This window comes from Pusillibacter faecalis, assembly GCF_018408705.1.
GTDB lineage: Bacteria > Bacillota > Clostridia > Oscillospirales > Oscillospiraceae > Oscillibacter > Oscillibacter faecalis.
This window is the reverse complement of the sequence record NZ_AP023420.1, coordinates 298,703-321,028: the sequence shown is the minus strand read 5'-3', so window position 1 is coordinate 321,028 and position 22,326 is coordinate 298,703. Positions and strand designations below refer to the sequence as shown.

Sequence of the window (22,326 nt, the reverse complement as noted above, 5' to 3'; positions counted from 1 at the left end):
TAAAGCATGAGTATTATTTGCATAGCCAAGGGAACGGCCACCATAGGCCTGACGACGCGGGGCGCAGATGGGAAAATCATAAGCCAGACACCGGCGCGGTGGGAGCATGACCCGGACGGCGGGTGTGTTGCCCTCTGGACTATGAACCCGGAAACCGAGGAACAGGAAGCCCCGGCGCGTATCTATGGCGACTGGCAGGCGTCGGAATACCTGGGCGACATTCTGGCGGAACTGAAACCGCGCCGAAAGGTGAACCTGCCGGACTTCCAGGCAATCGTCCGCGCGGCCATGGCCGACGGCGTGGACATTTGCGTGTACTGCCAGAGTTTCGACTGTAACGAGTGCATAGTGAACGAGTGGAAAAGCGAAAGGAGCGACGAAGAATGAACAAGACGAAAATTGACTGGGCCACAATGTCCTGGAACCCTGTAACCGGCTGCCGCCATGGCTGCCCGTACTGCTACGCCAGGCGGACGGCCACACGCTTCAACGCAGGGCTGGAGGATCCGGCCCTGCTGACCGGCGGCCTCCATGTGCTGCCGGAGAAGATCAAGGCGACGCCATACCCGTATGGTTTCGAGCCTACCCTGCACCGCTACCGCCTGGGCCAGCCGCAGAACACAGAGGAACCGCAGACCGTGTTTGTTTGCAGCATGGCGGATCTGTTTGGGCGCTGGGTGCCAACCTCCTGGATCGTGGAGGTGCTGGACGCCTGCCGCAAGGCACCCCAGCACCGCTATTTGTTCCTGACGAAGAACCCGGCCCGGTATCTGGAGTTGGACCACCTGGCCCTCCTGCCCCACGAAAGCAATTTCTGGTATGGCAGCACCGTGGCGAACATGGACGCGGTGGGAATGTACGTCATGCAGGGTGTGAACGTCAACAGCTTTTGGAGCATGGAGCCGCTGCTGGGGCCGGTGGACATGGCCGCGGCGGAGGGTTTACCGGAGTGGGTGATCTTGGGCGCCGAAACCGGCAACCGACCGGACAAGGTGACGCCCGCCCGCGAGTGGGTGGACAACATCGTGGCATTTTGCGAGGAGAACGAGATCCCTGTGTTCTTCAAGGACAATCTGCGGAAGTATTTCCCGGATCTCCCTGCCTCTGCTTTCCCCTGGGAGGTGTGAGCCATGGAAAACACCGAGAAAGTGGAGATCGGTTACACCGTGCCGAAAGAACGCTGGCAGGAAGCGGCCAAGAACCTGGAGGAACTGGGGAACGTGCTGGCCGCTGGATTTCTGAAACAGAACAAGGACGGGCGCGGGAAAGAGGACGCGGACGACATTATGGCGGACATCATGCTGGCCTGCATGGCGCTTTACCATGTGGCGGAGTTTGCAACGGATAAGTGCCGGATCATTCCGCTGCCCGGCAAGGACGGAGGTTAATATGCTGGCTGTGCTTATGAGCATGAAACCGGAGTGGTGGGAGAAGATCCTGGACGGCGAAAAAACGTTGGAAATCCGAAAGACACACCCGCAAAATGAAAGGCTTGAATGGCCCGTGACCGTTCTGGTGTACGTCAGCGGCACCGGAGCGGTGCAAGGTCAATTCCTTTGCCCTGGGGAAGTATCATACCGAACCATGCAAGACCTGGAAGAAATGTCATGCGTTCCGCGGGAGGATCTGCTGAAATACGCAAAAGGCAGACGGCTTTCCGGCTGGATCGTCCAGTCACCGGAGAAGTTCGACGCACCCAGCCCTCTGGCAGAGTTCGGCCTGGACCGTCCGCCAATGTCGTGGCAGTATGGGGAGATCCCGGACGCGGAGGAGGTATAAGCGTGAAAGAATATTTCAAAAACGCACTGATTATATGCGCTGAAATGACGCTATTGGTAGTCTGTTGGGGACTGGCAGAGTTCGCGCTGGCGGTGCTACGAATAGAAATCGGCCTGACAAACTGGGCTATGGGCGGGTTCATACTGGCGGCGGCCCTAATCGGTGCGGCGTTTAGAACGGCCAGAGAGCGCCGGAGAAAGGAACGGGCCGCAAAATATGTCCCGGTAGTCCTGGAAAGCGCTATAAACGTCCAGCGCAGTCTATTGCGGGATATTACTGCATCGGAGGATCAAAGCCAGATCAATACATGGCGAAAAAGCGTCGTCAAAATGACCCTGGCAGCCCTAAATGAAAAGCGGGAACGCATGATCAAGAACGGAGCGGAGAAGTGAAAGCAGAAAAGCCACCGGCAAGCCCACAATGTACGGACTGCCCACTCTGGAAATATGGCGCTGTGTCCTGCGCCCGCTTTAATCTGCGCTATGCGCTGAATGAAATGTTAAAAGAACTCCCGTTCTTTTGCAGAACGGCGGAGGGAAAAATTGTTTGCCCGCATAAGGAGGCCAAGAAATAACATGGCCATAAACGTTTCCGACCTGCCGCCGAAATACCAGGCGCAGGCCATGAAAAAGTACATGGAGCAGCAACAGCGGCGGGGGGCCAGCACCTCCCGCCGCGCCGCCGCAGGATCCGGCAAAGGGCACGAAATACCACAACACCCCCACCGAGCGGGTGACAGCCTCCGGGGCCGTCCTGCATTTCGCCAGCCAGAAAGAAGCCCGCAGGTTCGACGCCCTGGCCGCCCGCCAGGAAGCTGGACAGATCCGTGATCTGCGCCTCCAGGTGGATTTCACCCTGCAGGAAGCCTTTACCGACACGGAGGGAAAGCGGGTGCGGGCGATCCGCTACAAGGCGGATTTTACATACTGGGAGCGGGACGCGGCGGAAGAAAACAAGGCAGCCGCCGCGGGCTGGCCATGCGACAGCTGGCGCTATGTGGTGGAGGACGTAAAGAGCAAGGCCACCAGAACGGCCAAGTATGCCATGAAAAAGAAAATGCTAAAGGACCGTTTTGGGTACGACATTACCGAGGTGTGAGAATGAGCAAAAAGACAACGGACGAAACCCTGGGCCGTGAGGCTGTCAAGGAATACCTGCAGCAGTACCACACGGCTGTGGGGAAAAAGCGGATCCTGGAGGAGCGCCACCGCGTCCTTTCCAGCGAACTGCGGGCGCCCAGTACGGGGTCCGCGTTCAGGTTGACGCCGCCGACCAAGCCGACAAAGACGGACGGATCCGTGTCCGTTGTCTTTCGGATCTCCGAAGTGGAGGACAGGATCGAGGAGCAGCGGGAGGAAATGGCCAAGGCCGTCCTGAACGTTATGGACTTGATCGACGTATTACCCGCCAACTCCACCGAGCGCACCGTGGTGGAAATGCGTCACATAGATTGCCGGGGCTGGGATAAGATCGCAGAGGCCCTTTACATGAGCCGGTCCAATGTGTTCAACTACTACAACGCCGCCCTGGATAAAATCCTGGAGAACAAGCGCAACCGGAAACTGCTGGAGGAATACATGGCCCGGAAGCAGCAGCGGGCAGGGCCGCACGGGCGGAATAATCGCCCCTGAAAAGTTTGGACGCTTTTGGACTATTGACCGTGCTATACTGATAGCATGGAAAGCAGCGCAGGGGTGAAGCCCTGAAACGAATATCGAGAACCACCAGCCGAAAGGCCGGTGGTTCTTTGCTTTCCACACCATGGCCGGGGAGTGTACCGCGGGGGCTTTCCTCCTTTCACCCTGCGCCGCTGCGGCGTGTGCATACGCGGCGGCCCGGCCTAACCCTCCCGCCCTGGGTGCCTTTGCCGAGGGGCACCCAGGGCACCCGTTAAGGATCCCGCACCCCCCTGTGTAGGTACTCCCCAGCAGGAAAAGCCGTGCGGGGCAAGGAAAGCCCGACGTTTTACCCTGTGAAAACAGAAAAAAATCCGGCTGTTACGTTACGGTTTTTTGAAATGCCGGGAAAGTTATACCCCCCTACGGGGGTATAAGTCGAAAAAGGAGCGGCGAAAAAAACGAAATCGACCAAAACCGGAAAAGCGAAACCGGCGGGGCACCCTGCCGGAGCAAAAAGGAGGTGGCGCCGGTGGCGGAAAAGAAGCAGACCGGCGGCACCGGAAAGCGGGCAAAGAGCGAAAAGCCGGCGGTGCTGTCCGGCACGGTGCCGGAGTGGTCCAGCACCACGGTGATCTCCCAGCTGCTGGGGAAAACGGTCCGCCGTGTGCAACAGCTGACCCAGGAGGGCGTCCTGGAAACAGAGATCCCGCCCGGCGGCGGTGCCCGCAAATATAGAACCTGCGCCACGGTCCAGCGTTATGTGGCATACGTCGAGGCGAAAGCCCAGGAAACCGGCGAAAACAGCCGGGCGGCGGAGTTGACGCTGAAAAAGCTGGAGGCGGAGGTTGAACTGAAAGAAAGCCAAGGACAGCTGCACCGCCTGAAAACGGCGATTGCAGAGGGGCGTTACCTGGCGGCAGATCACGCCACCGAGGAACTAACCGAGTTCATGTCCAGCTTTAAGAAATTCGCCATGAATATACCCCCGCGCATGGCCGGAACCATGTCCGGCTATGCTGACACAGTGGCGATCCGTGCCATGGAAAAGGCCATGCGGAAAGAGTTGGAAAGCCTGCTGGCCGCGTTCTCTGATGGTGCGATCATGGAGGAGCGGGAGGACGCGGCGCCATGAGGAAGTACAAGCAGGAACCCTATACCGTGCCGCCGTGGATCTATAACGCCATTCAAGTGCTGCGCCCTGTGGAACGCCTGACGGTTTCGGAGTGGGCGGCTAAATACCGCGTATTGCCGGACGGAAACGCGATCCCAGGCCCATGGAGCAACAGCGTGACCCCGTACCTGGTGGAGATCATGGACGCCTTTTCCGACGACATGGTGGAGGAAATCGTGTTCGTGAAGCCCACCCAGGTGGGCGGCACGTCTGCCATGGAGAATATGCTGGGAAGCCTGATCGCGCAGGATCCGGCCCCGGCCATGGTGGTTTACCCGTCGGACGACCTGGCGGAGCGCACCACGGAAAGCAAACTGGAGCCAATGGTGAAAAGCTGCAAGGTTCTGGCTGACAAGTGGCGGAAGAACGACAGCAAGAAACTGGCGCTAAAGTTTTCCGACATGACCGTGTACCTGACGGGAGCGAACAGCCCGGCGGATCTGGCCAGCACGAATATACGTTACCTGTTTCTGGACGAAGTGGACAAGTTTCCGGGCGCGTCCAAGAAAGAGGCCGACCCCGTTTCCCTGGCGCGAGAGCGTACAAAAACCTTTTTCAACCGCAAAATCTTTATGGCCTCCACCCCCACCCTGAAAACGGGCCATATCTGGAAAGCCAAAGAGGCGGCGGAGGCTGAAAAGCATTACTTTGTCCCGTGCCCGCATTGTGGGCAGTATATAGAACTGAAATTCGGCTGCCTGAAATGGCCCAGCAAGGACGACGTACCGGAAAACACCGACCGGGCGGAAATGGCCGTGTATGTGTGCCAAGCCTGCGGGGCCGTGATTACGGATCAGGACAAGGGGAAAATGCTACGGGCTGGCCGCTGGCAGGCTGTGAAGCAACGGACGAAGAACCCCAAAAGCGTGGCCTTTTGGCTGAACACCCTGTATTCCCCGTTCACCCGTTTTTCCGATATTGCGCGGGAGTTCATGCGGAGCAAAGACGACCCGGAACTGCTGCACAACTTCACCAACAGCTGGCTGGCGGAGCCGTGGGAGGACACGAAGCTGAAAACCAACGCGGAGTTGGTCATGGAGCGGCAGACGGAAACGCCGGAGTGGACGCTGCCGCCCTGGACGAAGCTAATTACCGGCGGGATCGACGTACAGGAAAATTGTCTGTACTGGACGATCCGCGCATGGGGCGACTACATGACCAGCCAGAACGTGGCCCACGGGCAGGCGCTTTCCATGGCAGAGGTGGAAAAGGCCATGAACGTGGAGTTTTCCCTGCCGAACGGCGACACGGCCATGGTCAACCTGGCCCTGATGGACAGCGGCGACCAGACCGACGAAGTTTACGAGTTCTGCGCCATCAATTCGGACTGGGTGCTGCCATGCAAGGGCACCAGCACCATGCTGTCCCATTACCGCCTTTCCGTGGTCAATAAGGCCGGAAGCAAGGCCCACGGCATGACCCTGGTATTGGTGGACGGCGGCAAGTATAAAGACCAGATCGCAGCCCGTATGCGGAAGCCGAACGGGACAGGTTCCTGGCAGGTTTACAAGGACTGCGACATGGAATACGCCGAACAGGTAACGGCGGAACACAAGGTAACCGAGCGATCCGGCGGGAAAGAGGTCCAGAAATGGGTGCTGAAATCCTCCCACGCTGACAACCATTACCTGGACTGCGAGGTGTACGCAGCCGCGGCGGCGGACGTTATGGGCGTCCGGTCCCTGTACCTGAAAAGCGTGGAGGGACAGGCGGCGGCACCGGAGCCGCGGAAACCGGCCAAGCAGGAACCGCAACAAAGCCAGGAAGAAAACTGGATCAACCAAAATGACACATGGATCTGACAGGAGGCCACCAAATGAGTACAAACACAAAAGCGGCTGAAATGCTGGAACAGGTAAACAGCGCCATTTCCGCCGTTCTGGCCGGCGGCCAGTCATACAAGATCGGCAGCCGATCCCTGACGCGGGCGGACCTGGCCCAGCTGAAAGCCATTCGTGACGACCTGGAGGCGCAGATCGACAGCGGGACGGACAACTGCCTGCTGGATCGCACCTTTGTGGCGTTCTTTGACGGGAGGTAACCATGGGAGCCTTTGACAAAATTGTGGCCGCCGTTTCCCCGCGCCGCGCCTGTGAGCGCGAGGCATGGCGGCAGCAGCTGGAGATCCTGCGCGGATATGACGCCGCAGGGTATGGGCGCCTAAATGCCGGGTGGCGGGTACACAACGAAAGTGCGGAGGTTACGGACCGTTTCAGCCGTGACGTGGTACGCGCCCGCGCCCGCGACCTGGAGCGCAACAGTGATATTGCCCAGTCTATCCTCCACGCATACAAGCGCAACGTGGTGGGCAAGGGTTACACCCTCCAGGCTAAAACCGGAAACGACGAACTGGACGAAAAGCTGGAAAAGGCATGGCGCCAATGGTGCAAGGCCAGAAACTGCGACGTGACCGGCGAACAGAGTTTCAACCAAATGCTGCGTATGGCGGTAGACCGCAAAAAGGTGGACGGCGGCCTGCTGTTCCTTTACCGCTACACTAAGCAGGGGCTGGTCCCGTTCCAGCTGCAGGCCATTGAGGTGGACGAACTGGACGTGACCGCCAGCAAGCCGAAGTACCAGGGAAACCGCGTCGTGGGCGGGATCGAATACAACCAATGGCGCAGGCCGGTGGGCTACTGGATCAATCAATACGACATTGAGGGCTGGAGCCTGAACGACCCCGTTTACGTCGAGGCCAAGGACGTGTATTTCTACAAATCCAAGAAGCGGCCCAGCCAGCTGCGCGAAATGTCCGACATGGCCCCCACGATCACCAGAGTGCGCGACACGAATGAGTTTATAACCGCCGTTTCCGTCAAGGAGCGGATCGCGGCCTGCCTGGCTGTGTTCATCAAGCGGGCAATCCCGGCGGGCGGTTTTGGCCGCGGCGGCACCAGAACGCCGGACGGCGGAATGGACTATGAGGGCAAGAAACTGGCCCCCGGCATGATCCAGAGCCTGGGCGCCGGTGACGAAATCCAGGTGGTGGATCCGAAAGGTTCCGGCAGCGACGCAGCCGGGTTCCTGAAAACCCAGCAGGGTCTAATTGCCGCAGGCCAGGGCTTGAGTTATGAGGCCGTCAGCCGCGACATGAGCGGGGCCACCTATTCCTCCGCACGGCAAAATGCTATTGAGGACGAAAACACATACACCGAGGACGTGGAACTGCTAACAGATTTCATGTCGGAGGTGTACGAAACCTTTGTTATCTCCTGTTATCTCTCCGGGCTGGTTGATATGCCCGGCTTTTGGGATAAAAAGGCGGAATACCTTTCCCACACCTGGACGAAAGCCCCCAAGAAGTGGATCGACCCGGCAAAGGAAAGCACCGCCGGAAAAACCGCCCTGCAATCCGGGCAAAAGACGTTTCAGGACGTTTGCGCGGAACAGGGCAAGGACTGGAAAGAGGCCGTCAATGAAATGGCCGAGGTCCTGGAATATGGCCGATCCGTCGGCGTCGAGTTAGGAGGTGTAATTTTTGGAAATGGAACGACAGCAGCACAGCAGAACACCGCAGGCAAATGACCCCAAGAGGGACAGAAACAGCGGGCAGCGAAGCATGGGCCACATTGAGGCCAACAGCCGCGCAGAGGGCCAGGAGGACAGCCGCAGGCGCACGATCAGCTTTTCCAGCGAGGAGCCATACCGCCGTTGGTTTGGTATGGAAATCCTGGATCACGCGGAGAACGCGCTGGATCTCTCCCGCCTGAACGACGTGGGCGTTTTGCTTTTCAACCACGACACCGACAAGGTGGTGGGAAAAGTGATCCGCGCATGGGTGGAGAACCACCGCGGCATGGCCGAAGTGGAGTTCGACACGGACGACGACGCCGAAAAGATTTTCGGCAAAGTCAAATCCGGCACCCTGAAAACCACGTCCGTGCGTTACAGCGTGGACAGCTGGGAGGAAGTGGTGGCCGGTAAGACCTCCGCGGACGGACGTTTTACAGGCCCCTGCCAGATCGCCCGCAAATGGACGCCGCTGGAGGTGTCCATTGTTTCCGTGCCGGCGGACGCCACCGTGGGCGTGGGCAGAGCCGACGACCCGGAGCAGGCGACGGCCAAGGACCTTTCTGTTTATGAAAAGCAGATCCAGATCAACAAAAATCTTTATCATTGAGGAGGCAAAACAACCATGACCATTCAGGAAATGATCGCCCGTCAGCAGGCTATTGTGAGCGGCGCCCGCGCCGCCGGCCGTGACCTGACGGCAGAGGAAAGAGCAGAGTTTGACGGCCTGCAGCGCCAGATCGACGCGGCGGGCAACAACCCTGCCCAGGGTGCGGAGGGCCAGGGCGGCGAGGATCCCACCGGCGGCGCCCGCGGTATGGGCAACGATAACGGCCAGCAGGGAACCGACCCCACCGAGGCAGCCCGCCAGGCCGTCGCAACGGAGCGCCAGCGCGTGAGCGACATTACCGCGCTGTGCCGTCAGGCGGGCATGGATCCCGCGAAGTATATCAGCAACGGCGACACCATGGACACCGTAAGACAGGCGGCGGTGGACTATCTGCTGAAACACGGCGCCCCTGTTTCCAGCCGCATGAACGGCGACGAGGGCGACAACTTCCGCCAGGCAGCTGTGGACGCCATGCTGCTGCGGACCGGTGTGAATGTCCAGAACCCCGCCAAGGGTGCGGAGGAAATGCGCGGCTACTCCCTGCGCGATCTGGCCATTGAGTGCATGGCCCGCGACGGCGTGGGCACCACCACCTCCCTGCTGCGTATGAGCAAGGACGACCTGTGGAACGAGGCTTGCCGCCAGTTCTTCAACCCCACCGCGGCGTTTCCCGCGATCCTGGACAACGCGATCCGCAAGAACATTGTCCAGATGTACCAGGAGATCCCCACCACGTTCCAGCTGTGGACCACCAAGGGCAGCGTGAGCGACTTTAAGCCCACCAAGGATCACAGCTATCTGGCCGGCGGCGCCGGTGAGTTCCTGCGCGTGGGTGAAAACGGCGAACTGAAAGCCGACACCCCCAAGACGGAACTGCTTCCCCAGCGCCAGATCGACACCTTTGGCCGCCAGTTCAGCATGACCCGCCAGGCGTTTATCAACGACGACGTGGGTTTCATCACCGAAATGCCCGGCCTTTACGCCATGAGTGCCAAGCGCACGATCAACAAGCAGGTTTACAAGATCCTGATCGACAACCCCGCCATTTTCGACGGTGTTTCCCTGTTCGACAATGCCCACAACAACCTGATCGCCAGCGGCGCCGCCCCGTCCATTGACACCCTGCAGGCCGCCATGCTGAAACTGCTGCACCAGAAAGACCCGTTTGGTGATTCCATCATGGTGGAACCCAAGTACGTGATCGTACCCGTGGGCTACGGCTTTAAGATGTCGCAGATCCTGGAAACCGCCATGATCGACGTGACCGGGATCGGCAGCCACACCGCAAATGCGCTGTACCAGTATCGCAACAAACTGCAGGTCATTGAGGAGGGCGCCCTGAACGTCCTGGCCGGTGACGGCAACGCGATCCCCTGGTTTGTCGCCGGCGATCAGCGTTACGCCAAGAGCCTGCAGGTTGATTACCTGAACGGCCAGGAAACCCCCACCATTCGCCGCAGCGAGGTTCCGGGCCGCCTGGGCTTTGTGTGGGACATTTGGCTGGACTGGGGCATTACTGCGGTTGACTTCCGCGGTATCGCCAAGAACCCCGGCACGACTATTTAACAGGAGGTAAGAGAACATGACCGCAAAATACTGGCAGAAAGGCGAGGTGCTGGACTACAAGGCCAGCGCCGCAGTTAAAAACGGCGAAGTGGTGAGCCTGGGAACCAGGATCGGCGTGGCTGGTGAAGATATTGCCGCCGGCGAAACCGGCCACCTCCATGTGGTGGGCGTCTTTGAGATGGAAAAGGCCACCGGTGCCATGACCATGGGCGCGGCGGTGTACTACGACGAAACCGCCAAGAAGATCACCACCGTGGCCTCCACCGGCGAGAGTTCCAGCAAGGTGAACAACATTCCGGCGGGTTACGCTGCCGCCCCTGCGGCCAGCGCAGACGAAACCGTACTGGTGAAGCTGCTGGGCTAAGAGCCGGGAGGAAAGGAACATGAAGCGACTGACAGCACAGCGCCCGATCCTGTACGGCGGGCGTATGTATCAGGCGGGCGACACCCTCCCCGCCTATGACAAGCGCATGGTGCAGGCGTGGCTTTCTGCTGAAAGCGCCAAAATGACCGACGACGCGGCGGAGGAGGCCACAATGCCCCCGCAGGACGCTGACGGCGGCCAGGACGGCGCCGAGAACGCCGACACCACCCAGGACACCCAGGAGGCTGCGGACGCAACAGAGGGCGCCCAGGAGAGCCAGGAGAACCACGACGGCAACCATAGCGGTGAAAACACCGACATGGTGGAGGGCCACCTGGATCCCGCACAGCTGGAAGAAATGAACAAGGACGACCTGAAAAAGCTGGCCAAGGACATGGGCGTGGATCTCCCGCGCGGCGCTGCCAAGGCGCTGATCGTGGAACGCCTGGCGGCGGCTATCGTCCAGACCCCTGCGGCGGCCATTGTGCCGCCTGCTGCGGATAACGGCGGGGGTGCCCAGTAATGGGCGCCCCTACGTTCAAGGAGCAGATCGCGGCGGACATTTCCACCACATTCCTGAACTGCCTGGAGTTCGCGGACACCCACACGGTCAACGGTAAGGAAATGGCCGCGGTGGTGGACGACAACGAACTGCTGGAGCGGGACAAGGCCAAGATCATGGCCGCACAGACGGAGGGCACATACAAGGCCCGGCGCCTGGTTTATGTGGCAAAGGCTGATTTTGGCCCCCGCCCCGCCCAGGGCGTCGTGTTGACGCTGGACGGCAAGGCGTACAAGGTGAAAACCTGCACCGAGGAGGCCGGAGTGTTGGCCATTGAACTGGAGGCGGTGAGATCGTGAGCAATATGTTTGTTCGGATTGACACCGAAAAAGCGATTGCCGATATTGAGGCGCGGCTGGGTATGCTGTATGAAAAGGCCCCGGACGTTATGCGGAAATCCCTGAATGATACTGCAAAAAAGACGGGGCGCGAACTGGCAAAGCTGGCACAAGAGCGTTACCAAATCAAAACGATCAAGTTTGCCAAGGAGTTCAAATACACCTACGCGTCCAAAAGCCGCCTGGAGGCCGTGCTGACCTCCTCCGGTGAAATGCTGGCGGCGTCCAAGTTCAAAATATCCCCTACAAAACCGAGTACCAGCAAAGAGGGCAGCCCGCCGGTAAAGCTGGCTGTGCTTGCGTCGGAAAGCCCCAAAACGATCACCAACAGCCGCGGCCTGACCGCATTTCTGGCAGAATACCAGTCCGGCCATTTGGCCGTTGTCCAGCGGAAGCCATACGGTTCCCGGACAGAGTACACAGAACGGGGCTGGCGGGAGCGTGAACAGCGCAACCATGTGTTTAAGGAACTGACCGGCAAGCTGGACAAGACCAGGATCCGCGAGTTTTACGGCCCCAGCGTTCCGGTCATGCTGCGGGAAACAGGTATTGCAGAGCAGTTCATTGAAACGACGGAGCCAAAGATCCACCAGTATCTGGCCGACGCTATAACCACCCACATCAACAGAGAACTGTACTTTGCAGAGAAAAAATAACAGCGGCCCATGTCCGGGCCGCTGTGGGAAATTAGTTGGTTCCAACGATCTGCATATCATGGACAGCAATTATTTGAACGTCCGAAATGTTCAGATTGTCCAGCTTCAAAATGTCCGCCTCCATGCCGCTGATAATGTCGGCGGCGTCCTCCGTGTCAACGTCGATCTGCAAAGAAACGATAAAGCCGGAGCCATCGGAAGCGGTGAGAATATCGCAAGAATAGCTTTGCCCGCGGTATTCGTCAGGCACAAGAGCCTCTACCGCGGATTGCACGTCCTCTGCGGTAACAACAACGTCGGGACTGGGCTGCGGTTCCTCCTCTGTAACGTCATTGTCCGACGCGGCAGAGTTGGAGGCGCTGGGCGCTGGCCCGTCGGTGATTGTGACCCAGCCGCAGGCGGTTAAGGACGTTACAAGGAGCAAGGTACAGAGCAAGACAGCAAACGGTTTCATATTCGGTTATCCCCTTTCTGTGGACGCATTACGCGGCGCTGTGCTGATTATTACCACATTATGCTGATTATTACCACACCCGCAATTATAAGTGACAAACAGAAACAAGTCAAGGAGGCGCAATCGCATGACACAAGAGTTTTTGCAGGACGCCATTGTGGAGGATCTGGAGCAGCTTTTTTCCCACTACACCCTGACCAATTCCCTGGGCGTTAACCGCAAAATACAGGTATTTTCGCAGTTTCTCCCTTTCCGGGAGGGCGACGACGAAGAAACCGACGCGGAAGCGCCGCCGGAACCCTATGTGCTGGTGAAAATGCCAAGCGGAGAACTGCCGGAGCAGGACGCACAGCAAAACGTTGACGTAAAACTGATCGTTTGCGTGTGTGACCCAGCCCTGAACCGGCAGGGCTACCGCGACGCCCTCCACATTGTCAACGAGATCGTGAGGCATTACGCACGGGACGGGATCGTGGCAAACCGCTATGAAGCGCAACACCCGATCCGGTGGGCCGTTCAGGAAGAAGCTGAAACACACCCGTATTATTTCGCCGCCGTGGGGCTGACTTTCCACGCGCCGGCGATTTTCAAGGAGGTGCCAGAAACATAATGGCGAAACCCAAAAAGGCCGAACAGGCCACCACCGTGGTTTACTGCGGCCCGTCCATTCCGGGCGTGGCGAAGCAGTACACCGCATACACCAACGGGATCCCCACCGCGCTGGCGGAGGCTATCGTGAAGCAGCCAGCCATGGAGGGCCTGGTGGTGCCCCTGGAGCAGTTACCGGAGGCCATGAAGAACCTGCGGAGCGGCACGGGGCATATTTCCCGCCTGTATCGTCTGGTACAGGTCAAACACTAAACAGGAGGTAGAACAACATGGCATACAAACACGGTGTATATAACACCGAGCAGGCCACCAGCCTGACCGTACCCATTCAGGGCAGCGCTGGACTGCAGGTCATTTTCGGCACGGCGCCCATTCACCTGGCAAAAGACCCCGCGGCGGCGGTCAACACCCCCAAGCTGGTTTACAGCTACAAGGAGGCTGTGGAGGCCGTCGGCTATTCGGACGATTTCGAGAACTTCACCCTTTGCCAGAGCATTAGCGCCTGTTTCCAGGTTTTCAACGTTGCGCCCATTATCCTGGTGAACGTGCTGGATCCCAATAAGGCGGCCCACGTCACGCAGAACCAGGCGGAAAGCTGCGACGTTGTGGACGGCGTGGTGCTGTATGACAAGAAATATGTGCTGCTGAACACCCTGGCCGTGAAGAACGGCAGCGCCACCCTGGTGGCCGGCAGCGACTACGAGGCGGCGCATGAGGACAACGGGAGCGTGGCCATTACGCTGCTTTCCACCGCGGCCAAGGAGGCCAGCAGCCTGACCGTGAGCAGCACCAGCCTGAAACCCTCCGGCGTGACCGCTGCCGACATTGTGGGCGGCGTGGACACCTCCACCGGCAAGGAAACCGGCCTGGAACTGATCCGCCAGATTTACCCCACCCTGGGCATGGTGCCCGGCCTGATCCTGGCACCCGGCTGGAGCCACACCCCCACCGTAGCGGCAGCCCTCCAGGCCAAGACCGAGAACATCAACGGCAATTTTAATTGCAGTTGCCTTTTGGACATTTCCGCGGACAGCGACGGCGCGGTGGTTTACACCAGCGTAAAGGGCGCCAAGGAAGCCCTGGGCGCCAGTTCCGCCCATGCGGCGGCCCTGTGGCCCATGGTGGCCGTGGGCGAGAAGAAATATTATTTCTCCGCCATGTTTGCCGCCCTGACGGCCTACACGGACGCCAACAACGCAGATGTGCCCTATGAAAGCCCGTCCAATAAGGACCTGCGGATCACCGCCACGGTTCTGAAAGACGGCACCACGGTGGCGCTGGATCAGCAGCAGGCCAACGACGTGCTGAACGCCAACGGCGTTATTACCGCGATCAACGCCAACGGGTTCAAATCCTGGGGCAACAACACCGCGGCCTATCCCTCCACCACGGATCCGAAAGATCGCTGGTGGGCCGTGCGCCGTTTCTTTGACTGGGACGGAAATAATTTCATTCAGACTTATTTCCAGAAAGTTGACAAGCCGGGCAATAAGCGCCTGATCCAGTCTATTGTGGACAGCCAGAACATTATCGGCAACGGCTACGTTGCCCGCGACTACTGCGCCGGTTACCGCGTGGAGTTCCGCAGCGACGAAAACCCCGTTACCAACCTGCTGGCCGGCCACCTGACCGTACACACCTACCTGGCCCCGTACATTCCCGCGGAATATATCGAAAATATCCGTGAGTATGACGTGGACGCCCTGGAAAGCGCAATCGGAGGTGAATAAAGATGAACACGATCCCCACTAAGATCAACCGTTACAACGTCTACAACAAGGGAAACCGCCTGCTGGGTGTCGGTGAGGAAATGACGCTGCCGGACTTTGAGCCGTCCAGCGAAACCGTGACCGGCGCCGGGATCCTGGGTGAGATCGACGACCCCACCGTGGGCTATTTCGGCAATCAGGAACTGGAAATCCCGTTCCGTCTGCTGGACAAGGAAACCGCCGACATGATGGACATGACCAAGGCCGTGCAGCTGGAGATCCGCGGCGCCCAGCAGACCACCAACACCGAGGGCGATATTGAGTTCAGACCCATGCGTGTGGTGGTTCGTGGCCGCGGCGGAAAGCTGACCACCGGCAAGGTCAAGGCAGGCAGCCCCATGGACACCGCGATCACGCTGACCATTCTTTACATTCTCATTGAGGTGGACGGCAAGACTGTGGTGGAACTGGACAAGCTGAACGAGGTTTACAAGGTCAACGGCGTGGACGTTCTGGCCAAGATCAAGGAGATGTGCTGACATGAGCGACGAAAAGAGAATGGACACCGCCCTGCTGGCGGAGAACGACGAAAACACCGCGGCGGAGGAAAACGCCCTGGTTATGAAGCTGGACAAGCCTTTCACCTTTGAGGGGCAGACGTACACAGAGGTGGACCTGTCCGGCCTGGAGGACACCACGGCGGCAGACCTGCAGGCCGTGGGCCGTTTCGTGACGAAGAAGAACCCGGCGGCGAACCCCGCAACCGTGGAAATGACGCTGGAATACGCCCAGTTCATGGCGGCCCGCGTCGCCCACCTGCCGCTGGAGTTTTTCGAGCGCCTCCCCGCAAAGGAGGCAATCAAGCTGAAAGGCATTGTCGTGGGTTTTCTTTACGGCGGGGCTGGGGACAACTAACGCCCGCCGTCATAAATAGGGCCTGCGTCGGGTTGTCCATACAACTGCGGACAGGGCTGGATTATCTTCTGGCCCTGTCCGTTTCGGACTTGAACGAACTGGCGGACACGGTGACGCAGTACGCGGAGGAGGTGGCAAAACATGGCAGGCAAAAATAAAACGTATGAGTTAATGCTGAAAATCGGCGGCAAGGTGGACGGTTCCCTGAAAACCGCCTGCAGCACCGCAGACAAGAACCTGGCTGCGCTGGGGAAAACGGCAAAGACCGCGGGAAAGATCGCTGCCGGTGCCATGGTAGCAGCCGCCACCGCTGTGGCGACCCTGGGAACCGCTGCGGTGAAATCCGCGGCGGAGTATGAGGCCCAGCTGGCCAACGTTTCCACGCTGCTGACCGGCACGGAGGCGGAAGTGGCCGCACGAACGGCGGAAATCGGGGATCAGGTTCTGGAAATCTCCAACCGCACGGGCGTGGCCACGGCTGACCTGACGGACGGAATGTATCAGGTGGTTTCCGCTTTCGGTGACAGCGCAGACGCCGCGGCCATTCTGGAAACCGCGGCAAAATCCGCGGCGGCGGGAAACGCGACCACGACGGACAGTATCAACCTACTTTCTGCCGTAACCAAGGGTTACGGCGATACCTCCGCGGAGGCGGTGCAGCAGGCGGCGGATCTGGCATTTGCCACCGTAAGACTGGGCCAGACCTCTTTCCCGGAACTGGCCGCAGGCATGGGCAAGGTCATTCCCCTGGCCAGTACCCTGGGGCTGGAGCAAGAACAGCTATGGGGCGCCATGGCCACGCTGACCGGCGTTACAGGTTCCACGGCGGAAGTGGTTACGCAGATGAAAGCCACAATGCAGGCGTTCCTCTCCCCGTCCAAGAATATGCAGGCTGCCCTTAAAAACATGGGCTATGAAAGCGGCCAGGCGCTGCTTGAAAGCAAGGGCCTGCAGGGATCTCTGGACGCCCTAAAGGACGCTGTGGGAGGCAACGAACTGGCGTTTGCTGGCCTGTTCTCCTCTGTGGAGGCACAAACCGCGGTGCTGGCTATGGCAGGCAACCAGGCCGAAAACCTGACCAGCAAGACGGCGGAAATGTACGAAGCCACCGGCGCGGCAAATACCGCCTTTGAGCGGCAGACCAACACCCTGAAATACGACATTAAGATGATTAAAAACCTGGGCGCCAATTTCTTGACGCAGCTGGGCACCAACATTCTGCCGTATGTGCGGGAGTTCGCGGAGGCGGCCCTGCCGGTGGTTTCGGAGGCGCTGGAGAAGATCGGCAGCTACATGACCGGAACCATCATTCCGGCGGCGGAAACCGCGGTGAAATGGATTTCGGAACACCGCACCCTGATCCTGGCGCTGGCGGCGGGTATTGCCACCGCTGTGGCGGCCTACAAGGCGTATAAAGTGGCGATCACCGCCTACAACGCAGTTATGGCCGTGTATAAAGTGGTCACCGCAGCAAGCGCCACGGGCACCTTTACCCTGGCGGGCGCCATGACGGCGCTAAATCTTCCCGTGCTGGCAGTTGTGGCCGCCATCGGCCTGGCTGTGGCGGCGGGGATCCTGATTTATAAGAACTGGGACAAGATCAAGGCCAAGGCCGTGGAACTGGGCGCGAAGATCTCCGAGGTATGGGGAAACATCAAGACCGGCGTTTCCGAGGCCGTGGCGAACCTGGTTTCTGCGTTCCAGTCTAATTTCCCCCTGCTGTCCGCTTATTTGAGCGGGTGGTGGGAAAGTGTTTCGGCGGCCTGGGAAAACGTCAAGGCCATTTTTGCCAATATCATTGACTTTGTGCAGAACGTATTTGCAGGCAACTGGAGCGCCGCCTGGGACAATATCGTGGCCATTTTCGGAAACGTGTTTGGCATGATCGTGAACCTGGCGAAAGCCCCCATAAACGGGGTTATTTCCGCAATCAACTGGGTGCTGGAGAAGATCAACAGCATTTCCGTGACGATCCCGGACTGGGTTCCGGGCGTCGGCGGGAAAACCCTGGGCTTTAACATTCCGACGATCCCCGCCCTGGCTGCCGGTGGTATTGCCACGGCGCCGACGCTGGCGCAGATCGGTGAGGGCGGAGAGCCGGAGGCGGTGCTGCCGCTGTCCAAGCTGGCGGCCCTCTTGGACGAATGGACGAAGCCGAAGCCGACACCGGGCGGCGGAACGGGCGGCGGCGGTGAAACCGTCGTTTTCTCCCCGGTATTCAATTTCTACGGCGGGACGCCGAGCCGCGAGGAGGCCGAGGAGGCCGGGCGGATCAGTTTCGCGGAGTTCAAGAAACTGTATAGGCAGATGAAAGCCGAGGAGAAGCGCAAGCAATTCAGCCCGGCATAAGAGGAGGACCACACCATGGAAAGCACCTACACCACCAAGCAGGGGGACGTATGGGACAAAATCGCCTATGAGGTGTACGGCGACGAAGAATACACCGGCTGGCTGATGGAAAACAATTTCCCGTTGCTGGACACGTTCGTGTTTGACGCCGGGGTGGTCCTCCAGACCCCGGCCCCGCCGGAGCAGACCGCGGCCAATGACCTGCCGATCTGGAGGAGCAAGGTATGAATACACGGCGGGCGTATGTAGACCTGATTTACAACGGAACCGCAGCCACGGCGGAAATTTCCGGTTTCGTGACGGATATTTCATACACGGATCCGGCCAGCGGAGAGGCGGACAGCCTGGACATTACGCTGCAAGACCGGGATCGCCGGTGGACGGGGGCGTGGATCCCCGTCGCCGGTGACACCCTGGCCGCGACGATCCGGGCGCTGAACTGCCAATATTCCGGGGACAACCGGATCCTGCCGTGCGGTTTCTTTATCGTGGACAGTTTCAGCTTTTCCGGCTGGCCGGTTTCCGGGAGCATTTCCGCGATCTCCACGCCGCTGGACAGCAGTTTCACCACCACCCAGCGGACAAAGACCTGGGAAAACGTGACCATAAAGGAGATCGGAACCGAGATCGCAGGCCACGCCGGGATCGCGCTGGCCTGGGACGTGGAGGGCGACCCGTTCACGATCAAGAGCGTGGAGCAATCGGAACAAACCGACTGTGAATTTTACATGAACCTGTGCAACACCTACGGGCTGGCCATGAAAGTCTACGCCCAAAAGATCGTGGTGTATGACCGGGAGGCATACAAGAAAAAGGGCGCGGCGGCGGTGCTGTCCCCGTCCAGTATGAAATCCTGGTCATGGCAGCAGGATCAGGCCGGCACCTATACCGGCGGAGAGTTCACATACACCAGCCCGGCCACGGAAAAGGAAATCAAGGTGACCGTGGGCAAGGGCAGCCGGATCCTAAAGCAAAGCGGCAAGGCCGACAGCAAGGCCGACGCGGAGAGGAAGATCAAGGCGGCGGTGGCCAAGGCCAACCACGGAAAAACCAAACTTTCCGCCACCATTGTGGGAAACGCCTCTCTGGTGGCCTCCCAATGCGTCCAGGTGGTGGGCCTGGGGAAGCTGTCCGGCAAGTATTACATTGACACCATTACCCACAACGTCAGCGGATCCGGCGGCTACACCATGGACCTGGAAATGTCGCTGGTGGAGGAATGACGCGAGGAGGAACGCATGGAAAACAATATCCGGCTGGGTAAGATTTCAGCCATTGATTACGCCGCGGGCACGGTCCGCGTGGTGTACCACGAAAAGGACGACGCCGTGACCGCCCCCATTCCCCTGATTTCATCGGAGTATTTCATGCCGGAGGTGGACGACATGGTTATGGTGCTTCACCTTTCCAACGGCACGGAGGCGGGCGTGGTCCTGGGCCGACCGTGGAGTGAGAAGAACAAGCCCCCGGAGGGTTCCAAAGGGCTTTACCGCAAAGACCTGGCCCGTTCGCCGGGTGAGGCCATGATCCGCTATAAGGACGGCACCATGACCATCAAGGCCGCCAAGTTGGTGATTGACGGAACCGTGACCGTCAGCGGCGACGTGACCGCCGGCGGGGTTTCCCTGGACAACCACACCCACACGGACAGCATGGGCGGCGGAACCTCTGGGCCATCGTAAGGAGGCGATTTACACATGATCGGAACGCTGGGGCGCAAAATCATTTTTGAGGTGAGCGACAACAGGGTTTTGACCTTTGAGAGCATGAGCCGCGAGGTTTCCGGGCGCTGGACCGAACACGAAGTTTTAGGCGTGAAGCCGAAAGCGGAGTTTTTAGGGCCTGGCCTCCAGACCATAAGCCTGACCATTCACCTGTCCGCTGCCCTGGGCGTGAAGCCGCGGCGGATCCTGGACATGGTGGAGCGCATGGTGGAAAGAGGTTCGGCGGAGTACCTGGTGATCGGCGGTAGACTGGTGGGCCGCCGTCCGTTCCGCGTTACAGGATCGAGTGAAGCCTGGGACAAGGTTTACAGCCGCGGAGAACTGGCCAAGGCTACCCTGACCATTTCACTGGAGGAATACGCATGAACGAAAACGACCTTTTCAATTTCCAACTGGAATATACGTTCACGGCGGACTGGCTGGCAGAACTGGATCGGCAGCTGGCCCTCCTGCTGTCCACACGGGAGGGCACCATGCCGTTGGATCGGGCTTTCGGCCTGAACATGGATTTTGTGGATATGCCGCCAGAGGCCGCAAAGAGCCTTTACACGGCGGAGGTCACCGAAAAGGTGTCCAAATTCATACCGGAGGTGCGGGTGCAGGAAGTGACCTGGACCGGCGGCAACACCGGCAAACTTTTTCCCAAGGTGGTGATAACAAGTGCCTGATATTTCCGCAATTCAGAACACCCCGGACGTGTCTTTCATCGACAACAAGACCATTGACGACGTGCGCGGGGATATGGTGGCAGACTTTGAGGCGTTCATGCTCCAAGCGACGGGCAGCAAGGTGTCCCTGGGCCGCGCCTCTGTCCACCGCATGATCCTGTATTCGGCGGCGGCGCAGATTTACCAAGCCATGCAGTACGTTGACCGAGCGGGCAAGCAAAGCCTTTTGAAATACTCCTATTCGGAGTTCCTGGACAATCTGGCGCTGCTGAAAGGCGTTACCAGAGAACCGGCAAAGGCGGCCACGACCACGATCCGCTTTACCGCGTCGGCCACCAGGACGCTGGCCACACCGATCCCGGCGGGCACCAGGGTTTCCTCCAGCGGTTCCATTTATTTCAGCACGATGGAGTACGCAGAGATCCCGGCGGGCAGCCTGACGGTGGACGTGCTGGCGGAGTGTACCGCAACAGGCAACGCGGGCAACGGACTGGCGCCTGGCGAGGTGTCCACCATCGTGGATCCCGTTCCCTACATTACCAGCGCCGTGAACCAGAACACCACGGAGGGCGGCGCAGACGTGGAGAACGACGAAAGCCTGGCGGAGCGGGTTTACCTGGCCCCTGGCGCCTATTCTACGGCAGGCCCGGAGGACGGATACCTGTACCACGCCAAGAAGTACAACGCCGCCATTGGTGACGTGGTGGCCACCAGCGACCACGAAGCGGGCCAGGTGGATATTGTTTTCATCATGGCAGACGGTTCCAAGCCGGGCGCGGCCATGATCTCCGGCCTGCAGGCGTACCTCTCCGGCAAGACGATCCGCCCCATGACGGACAAGCTGACCGTGAAAGCCCCGGAGGAGGTCACATACAGCATTAACCTGACGTATTACATCAACCGCAGCGACAGCGCCAGAGCGGTGGCAATCCAGACGGCGGTGGCCCAGGCCGTGGAGGAATATAAAACCTGGCAGCGCACCATAGGCCGCGACGTGAACCCGTCGCAGCTGGCCGCCATGGTCATGGAGGCAGGCGCCAAGCGCGTCACCGTGACCGCGCCGACGTTCGCGGCGGTGGCCGCCACCAAGGTGGCAGCATTGACCGGATCAGCCACCGTGACGTATGGAGGGCTGGAAGATGATTAAACTTTCCGGCAGCCGCTTCACGGACATTATGCCGGAGAACCTGGCAGAGCAGCCGGAGATCCAGGCGCTTGCCTACGCCGTGGGCAGGCAGGTGGAAAAGCTGCTGGCCTATGCCGACGGCGCCCGCACCTATGCGGCGATCTATGCTGTGCCGGAAAAGGTGCTGGATCTGCTGGCCGTGGAACTGCGTACCCCGTCCTATGACGAAAACTTTTCCATTAAGGTCAAGCGAACCCTGATCGCGGAAAGCCTGCTGTTTTACGCGCAGATGGGCACCCCGGCAGCGGTGAACCGGATTATTGAAACCATTTTCCAGGCCGGTCATATCAGCGAGTGGTGGGAATACGGCGGGAAACCCTATCACTTCAAGGCATACACCACGAACCCGGCTATTACGTCGGACGACGTGGAGGAGTTCAAGCGGGTGCTGGGCACCGTAAAGCGCCTTTCTGCCTGGCTGGACGAAATCGTGTTGGATCTGTCCACACCTCCGGCGGAGGTATTCGTGGGCCATTGGATCCACACGGGCGATTTTATCACCCTGCAAAGGGCGACTATGTAACAGGAGGTTATCAG

Annotated in this window: 31 protein-coding genes; 30 read left to right on the top strand and 1 reads right to left on the bottom strand. The window is 59.4% G+C overall.

Annotated elements, in window-relative coordinates:
- Positions 1-6 precede the first annotated feature (6 nt).
- From KJS55_RS01580 to KJS55_RS01500, 17 genes are all read left to right on the top strand, one after another.
- Entirely contained in the window at positions 7-387 is a 381-nt protein-coding gene (locus KJS55_RS01580) for a hypothetical protein (protein WP_213542547.1), read from the top strand.
- Positions 384-1,127, top strand: coding sequence for a DUF5131 family protein (locus KJS55_RS01575; RefSeq protein WP_213542546.1), 744 nt, complete (start codon positions 384-386; stop codon positions 1,125-1,127). Before KJS55_RS01580 ends, KJS55_RS01575 begins: the two co-directional genes overlap by 4 nt.
- Positions 1,128-1,130: 3 nt before the next feature.
- Positions 1,131-1,388, top strand: a complete 258-nt coding sequence (locus KJS55_RS01570) for a hypothetical protein (RefSeq protein WP_213542545.1) — start codon at positions 1,131-1,133, stop codon at positions 1,386-1,388.
- Between the two features lies 1 nt (position 1,389).
- The gene (locus tag KJS55_RS01565; RefSeq protein ID WP_213542544.1) at positions 1,390-1,779 is read left to right on the top strand and encodes an ASCH domain-containing protein; all 390 of its coding nucleotides are present in this window, start codon (positions 1,390-1,392) and stop codon (positions 1,777-1,779) included.
- Between the two features lie 2 nt (positions 1,780-1,781).
- Positions 1,782-2,171: a hypothetical protein gene (locus tag KJS55_RS01560; protein ID WP_213542543.1), complete on the top strand. Its 390-nt coding sequence runs from the start codon at positions 1,782-1,784 to the stop codon at positions 2,169-2,171.
- A gap of 340 nt (positions 2,172-2,511) precedes the next feature.
- Positions 2,512-2,877 (top strand): DUF1064 domain-containing protein, encoded by a 366-nt coding sequence (locus KJS55_RS01555; protein ID WP_213542542.1) that lies wholly within the window; start codon positions 2,512-2,514, stop codon positions 2,875-2,877.
- Positions 2,878-2,879: 2 nt separating this feature from the next.
- Positions 2,880-3,410 (top strand): DUF1492 domain-containing protein, encoded by a 531-nt coding sequence (locus KJS55_RS01550; RefSeq protein WP_187015729.1) that lies wholly within the window; start codon positions 2,880-2,882, stop codon positions 3,408-3,410.
- Between the two features lie 517 nt (positions 3,411-3,927).
- The gene (locus tag KJS55_RS01545) at positions 3,928-4,530 is read left to right on the top strand and encodes a hypothetical protein (protein WP_213542541.1); all 603 of its coding nucleotides are present in this window, start codon (positions 3,928-3,930) and stop codon (positions 4,528-4,530) included.
- Positions 4,527-6,371 carry a terminase gpA endonuclease subunit gene (locus tag KJS55_RS01540; RefSeq protein WP_213542540.1) on the top strand — a complete coding sequence of 615 codons (1,845 nt, stop codon included), beginning with the start codon at positions 4,527-4,529 and terminating at the stop codon, positions 6,369-6,371. The genes KJS55_RS01545 and KJS55_RS01540 overlap by 4 nt, the downstream gene beginning before the upstream one ends.
- 14 nt (positions 6,372-6,385) lie before the next feature.
- Positions 6,386-6,610, top strand: a complete 225-nt coding sequence (locus KJS55_RS01535) for a DUF6148 family protein (RefSeq protein WP_187015726.1) — start codon at positions 6,386-6,388, stop codon at positions 6,608-6,610.
- A 2-nt stretch (positions 6,611-6,612) separates the two neighbouring features.
- Positions 6,613-8,094: a phage portal protein gene (locus KJS55_RS01530; protein WP_213542539.1), complete on the top strand. Its 1,482-nt coding sequence runs from the start codon at positions 6,613-6,615 to the stop codon at positions 8,092-8,094.
- The gene (locus KJS55_RS01525; RefSeq protein WP_228300556.1) at positions 8,054-8,689 is read left to right on the top strand and encodes an HK97 family phage prohead protease; all 636 of its coding nucleotides are present in this window, start codon (positions 8,054-8,056) and stop codon (positions 8,687-8,689) included. Before KJS55_RS01530 ends, KJS55_RS01525 begins: the two co-directional genes overlap by 41 nt.
- A gap of 15 nt (positions 8,690-8,704) precedes the next feature.
- Positions 8,705-10,255, top strand: a complete 1,551-nt coding sequence (locus tag KJS55_RS01520) for a phage major capsid protein (protein ID WP_213542538.1) — start codon at positions 8,705-8,707, stop codon at positions 10,253-10,255.
- Positions 10,256-10,271: 16 nt separating this feature from the next.
- Complete coding sequence (locus tag KJS55_RS01515; protein ID WP_213542537.1) at positions 10,272-10,619, top strand: DUF2190 family protein; 348 nt, start codon at positions 10,272-10,274, stop codon at positions 10,617-10,619.
- 19 nt (positions 10,620-10,638) lie between these two features.
- Positions 10,639-11,142, top strand: coding sequence for a hypothetical protein (locus KJS55_RS01510; RefSeq protein WP_213542536.1), 504 nt, complete (start codon positions 10,639-10,641; stop codon positions 11,140-11,142).
- The gene (locus tag KJS55_RS01505; RefSeq protein ID WP_187015721.1) at positions 11,142-11,480 is read left to right on the top strand and encodes a hypothetical protein; all 339 of its coding nucleotides are present in this window, start codon (positions 11,142-11,144) and stop codon (positions 11,478-11,480) included. Before KJS55_RS01510 ends, KJS55_RS01505 begins: the two co-directional genes overlap by 1 nt.
- Positions 11,477-12,175: a hypothetical protein gene (locus KJS55_RS01500; RefSeq protein ID WP_213542535.1), complete on the top strand. Its 699-nt coding sequence runs from the start codon at positions 11,477-11,479 to the stop codon at positions 12,173-12,175. The genes KJS55_RS01505 and KJS55_RS01500 overlap by 4 nt, the downstream gene beginning before the upstream one ends.
- Positions 12,176-12,206: 31 nt before the next feature.
- Here KJS55_RS01500 and KJS55_RS01495 read toward each other — a convergent pair whose 3' ends face one another.
- The gene (locus KJS55_RS01495; protein ID WP_213542534.1) at positions 12,207-12,629 is read right to left on the bottom strand and encodes a hypothetical protein; all 423 of its coding nucleotides are present in this window, start codon (positions 12,627-12,629) and stop codon (positions 12,207-12,209) included.
- 127 nt (positions 12,630-12,756) lie between these two features.
- On the opposite strand from KJS55_RS01495, the gene KJS55_RS01490 reads away from it, so the two are divergent.
- From KJS55_RS01490 to KJS55_RS01430, 13 genes are all read left to right on the top strand, one after another.
- The gene (locus KJS55_RS01490; RefSeq protein WP_213542533.1) at positions 12,757-13,239 is read left to right on the top strand and encodes a hypothetical protein; all 483 of its coding nucleotides are present in this window, start codon (positions 12,757-12,759) and stop codon (positions 13,237-13,239) included.
- On the top strand, positions 13,239-13,490 hold the full coding sequence (locus tag KJS55_RS01485) for a hypothetical protein (protein ID WP_187015717.1): 252 nt from the start codon (positions 13,239-13,241) through the stop codon (positions 13,488-13,490). Before KJS55_RS01490 ends, KJS55_RS01485 begins: the two co-directional genes overlap by 1 nt.
- Before the next feature lie 17 nt (positions 13,491-13,507).
- On the top strand, positions 13,508-14,968 hold the full coding sequence (locus tag KJS55_RS01480) for a phage tail sheath family protein (protein WP_213542532.1): 1,461 nt from the start codon (positions 13,508-13,510) through the stop codon (positions 14,966-14,968).
- A 2-nt stretch (positions 14,969-14,970) separates the two neighbouring features.
- Entirely contained in the window at positions 14,971-15,486 is a 516-nt protein-coding gene (locus KJS55_RS01475; RefSeq protein WP_195614835.1) for a phage major tail tube protein, read from the top strand.
- Between the two features lies 1 nt (position 15,487).
- Entirely contained in the window at positions 15,488-15,862 is a 375-nt protein-coding gene (locus tag KJS55_RS01470; RefSeq protein WP_187015714.1) for a phage tail assembly protein, read from the top strand.
- A gap of 141 nt (positions 15,863-16,003) precedes the next feature.
- Positions 16,004-18,211, top strand: coding sequence for a phage tail tape measure protein (locus KJS55_RS01465; RefSeq protein WP_195614833.1), 2,208 nt, complete (start codon positions 16,004-16,006; stop codon positions 18,209-18,211).
- Positions 18,212-18,226: 15 nt separating this feature from the next.
- Positions 18,227-18,439 carry a tail protein X gene (locus KJS55_RS01460; RefSeq protein WP_187015712.1) on the top strand — a complete coding sequence of 71 codons (213 nt, stop codon included), beginning with the start codon at positions 18,227-18,229 and terminating at the stop codon, positions 18,437-18,439.
- Positions 18,436-19,434, top strand: coding sequence for a phage late control D family protein (locus KJS55_RS01455; RefSeq protein WP_213542531.1), 999 nt, complete (start codon positions 18,436-18,438; stop codon positions 19,432-19,434). Before KJS55_RS01460 ends, KJS55_RS01455 begins: the two co-directional genes overlap by 4 nt.
- A gap of 15 nt (positions 19,435-19,449) precedes the next feature.
- A complete protein-coding gene (locus KJS55_RS01450; protein WP_213542530.1) occupies positions 19,450-19,893 on the top strand; it encodes a hypothetical protein in 444 nt (147 codons plus the stop codon).
- Positions 19,894-19,908: 15 nt separating this feature from the next.
- Positions 19,909-20,301: a phage tail protein gene (locus KJS55_RS01445; RefSeq protein WP_187015709.1), complete on the top strand. Its 393-nt coding sequence runs from the start codon at positions 19,909-19,911 to the stop codon at positions 20,299-20,301.
- Positions 20,298-20,603 carry a hypothetical protein gene (locus tag KJS55_RS01440; protein ID WP_187015708.1) on the top strand — a complete coding sequence of 102 codons (306 nt, stop codon included), beginning with the start codon at positions 20,298-20,300 and terminating at the stop codon, positions 20,601-20,603. The genes KJS55_RS01445 and KJS55_RS01440 overlap by 4 nt, the downstream gene beginning before the upstream one ends.
- Positions 20,596-21,750 carry a baseplate assembly protein gene (locus tag KJS55_RS01435; RefSeq protein ID WP_228300430.1) on the top strand — a complete coding sequence of 385 codons (1,155 nt, stop codon included), beginning with the start codon at positions 20,596-20,598 and terminating at the stop codon, positions 21,748-21,750. Before KJS55_RS01440 ends, KJS55_RS01435 begins: the two co-directional genes overlap by 8 nt.
- Positions 21,743-22,312 carry a phage tail protein I gene (locus KJS55_RS01430; RefSeq protein WP_187015707.1) on the top strand — a complete coding sequence of 190 codons (570 nt, stop codon included), beginning with the start codon at positions 21,743-21,745 and terminating at the stop codon, positions 22,310-22,312. Before KJS55_RS01435 ends, KJS55_RS01430 begins: the two co-directional genes overlap by 8 nt.
- Positions 22,313-22,326: the final 14 nt, after the last annotated feature.

Coding starts and splice junctions, on each gene's coding strand:
- KJS55_RS01485 (WP_187015717.1), top strand. CDS start 13,239: ATGGCGAAACCCAAAAAGGCCGAACAGGCCACCACCGTGGTTTACTGC.
- KJS55_RS01470 (WP_187015714.1), top strand. CDS start 15,488: ATGAGCGACGAAAAGAGAATGGACACCGCCCTGCTGGCGGAGAACGAC.
- KJS55_RS01465 (WP_195614833.1), top strand. CDS start 16,004: ATGGCAGGCAAAAATAAAACGTATGAGTTAATGCTGAAAATCGGCGGC.
- KJS55_RS01455 (WP_213542531.1), top strand. CDS start 18,436: ATGAATACACGGCGGGCGTATGTAGACCTGATTTACAACGGAACCGCA.
- KJS55_RS01510 (WP_213542536.1), top strand. CDS start 10,639: ATGAAGCGACTGACAGCACAGCGCCCGATCCTGTACGGCGGGCGTATG.
- KJS55_RS01540 (WP_213542540.1), top strand. CDS start 4,527: ATGAGGAAGTACAAGCAGGAACCCTATACCGTGCCGCCGTGGATCTAT.
- KJS55_RS01520 (WP_213542538.1), top strand. CDS start 8,705: ATGACCATTCAGGAAATGATCGCCCGTCAGCAGGCTATTGTGAGCGGC.
- KJS55_RS01530 (WP_213542539.1), top strand. CDS start 6,613: ATGGGAGCCTTTGACAAAATTGTGGCCGCCGTTTCCCCGCGCCGCGCC.
- KJS55_RS01480 (WP_213542532.1), top strand. CDS start 13,508: ATGGCATACAAACACGGTGTATATAACACCGAGCAGGCCACCAGCCTG.
- KJS55_RS01440 (WP_187015708.1), top strand. CDS start 20,298: ATGAACGAAAACGACCTTTTCAATTTCCAACTGGAATATACGTTCACG.
- KJS55_RS01495 (WP_213542534.1), bottom strand. CDS start 12,629: ATGAAACCGTTTGCTGTCTTGCTCTGTACCTTGCTCCTTGTAACGTCC.
- KJS55_RS01430 (WP_187015707.1), top strand. CDS start 21,743: ATGATTAAACTTTCCGGCAGCCGCTTCACGGACATTATGCCGGAGAAC.
- KJS55_RS01445 (WP_187015709.1), top strand. CDS start 19,909: ATGATCGGAACGCTGGGGCGCAAAATCATTTTTGAGGTGAGCGACAAC.
- KJS55_RS01575 (WP_213542546.1), top strand. CDS start 384: ATGAACAAGACGAAAATTGACTGGGCCACAATGTCCTGGAACCCTGTA.
- KJS55_RS01550 (WP_187015729.1), top strand. CDS start 2,880: ATGAGCAAAAAGACAACGGACGAAACCCTGGGCCGTGAGGCTGTCAAG.
- KJS55_RS01460 (WP_187015712.1), top strand. CDS start 18,227: ATGGAAAGCACCTACACCACCAAGCAGGGGGACGTATGGGACAAAATC.
- KJS55_RS01450 (WP_213542530.1), top strand. CDS start 19,450: ATGGAAAACAATATCCGGCTGGGTAAGATTTCAGCCATTGATTACGCC.
- KJS55_RS01490 (WP_213542533.1), top strand. CDS start 12,757: ATGACACAAGAGTTTTTGCAGGACGCCATTGTGGAGGATCTGGAGCAG.
- KJS55_RS01565 (WP_213542544.1), top strand. CDS start 1,390: ATGCTGGCTGTGCTTATGAGCATGAAACCGGAGTGGTGGGAGAAGATC.
- KJS55_RS01535 (WP_187015726.1), top strand. CDS start 6,386: ATGAGTACAAACACAAAAGCGGCTGAAATGCTGGAACAGGTAAACAGC.
- KJS55_RS01515 (WP_213542537.1), top strand. CDS start 10,272: ATGACCGCAAAATACTGGCAGAAAGGCGAGGTGCTGGACTACAAGGCC.
- KJS55_RS01580 (WP_213542547.1), top strand. CDS start 7: ATGAGTATTATTTGCATAGCCAAGGGAACGGCCACCATAGGCCTGACG.
- KJS55_RS01505 (WP_187015721.1), top strand. CDS start 11,142: ATGGGCGCCCCTACGTTCAAGGAGCAGATCGCGGCGGACATTTCCACC.
- KJS55_RS01525 (WP_228300556.1), top strand. CDS start 8,054: ATGGAACGACAGCAGCACAGCAGAACACCGCAGGCAAATGACCCCAAG.
- KJS55_RS01475 (WP_195614835.1), top strand. CDS start 14,971: ATGAACACGATCCCCACTAAGATCAACCGTTACAACGTCTACAACAAG.
- KJS55_RS01570 (WP_213542545.1), top strand. CDS start 1,131: ATGGAAAACACCGAGAAAGTGGAGATCGGTTACACCGTGCCGAAAGAA.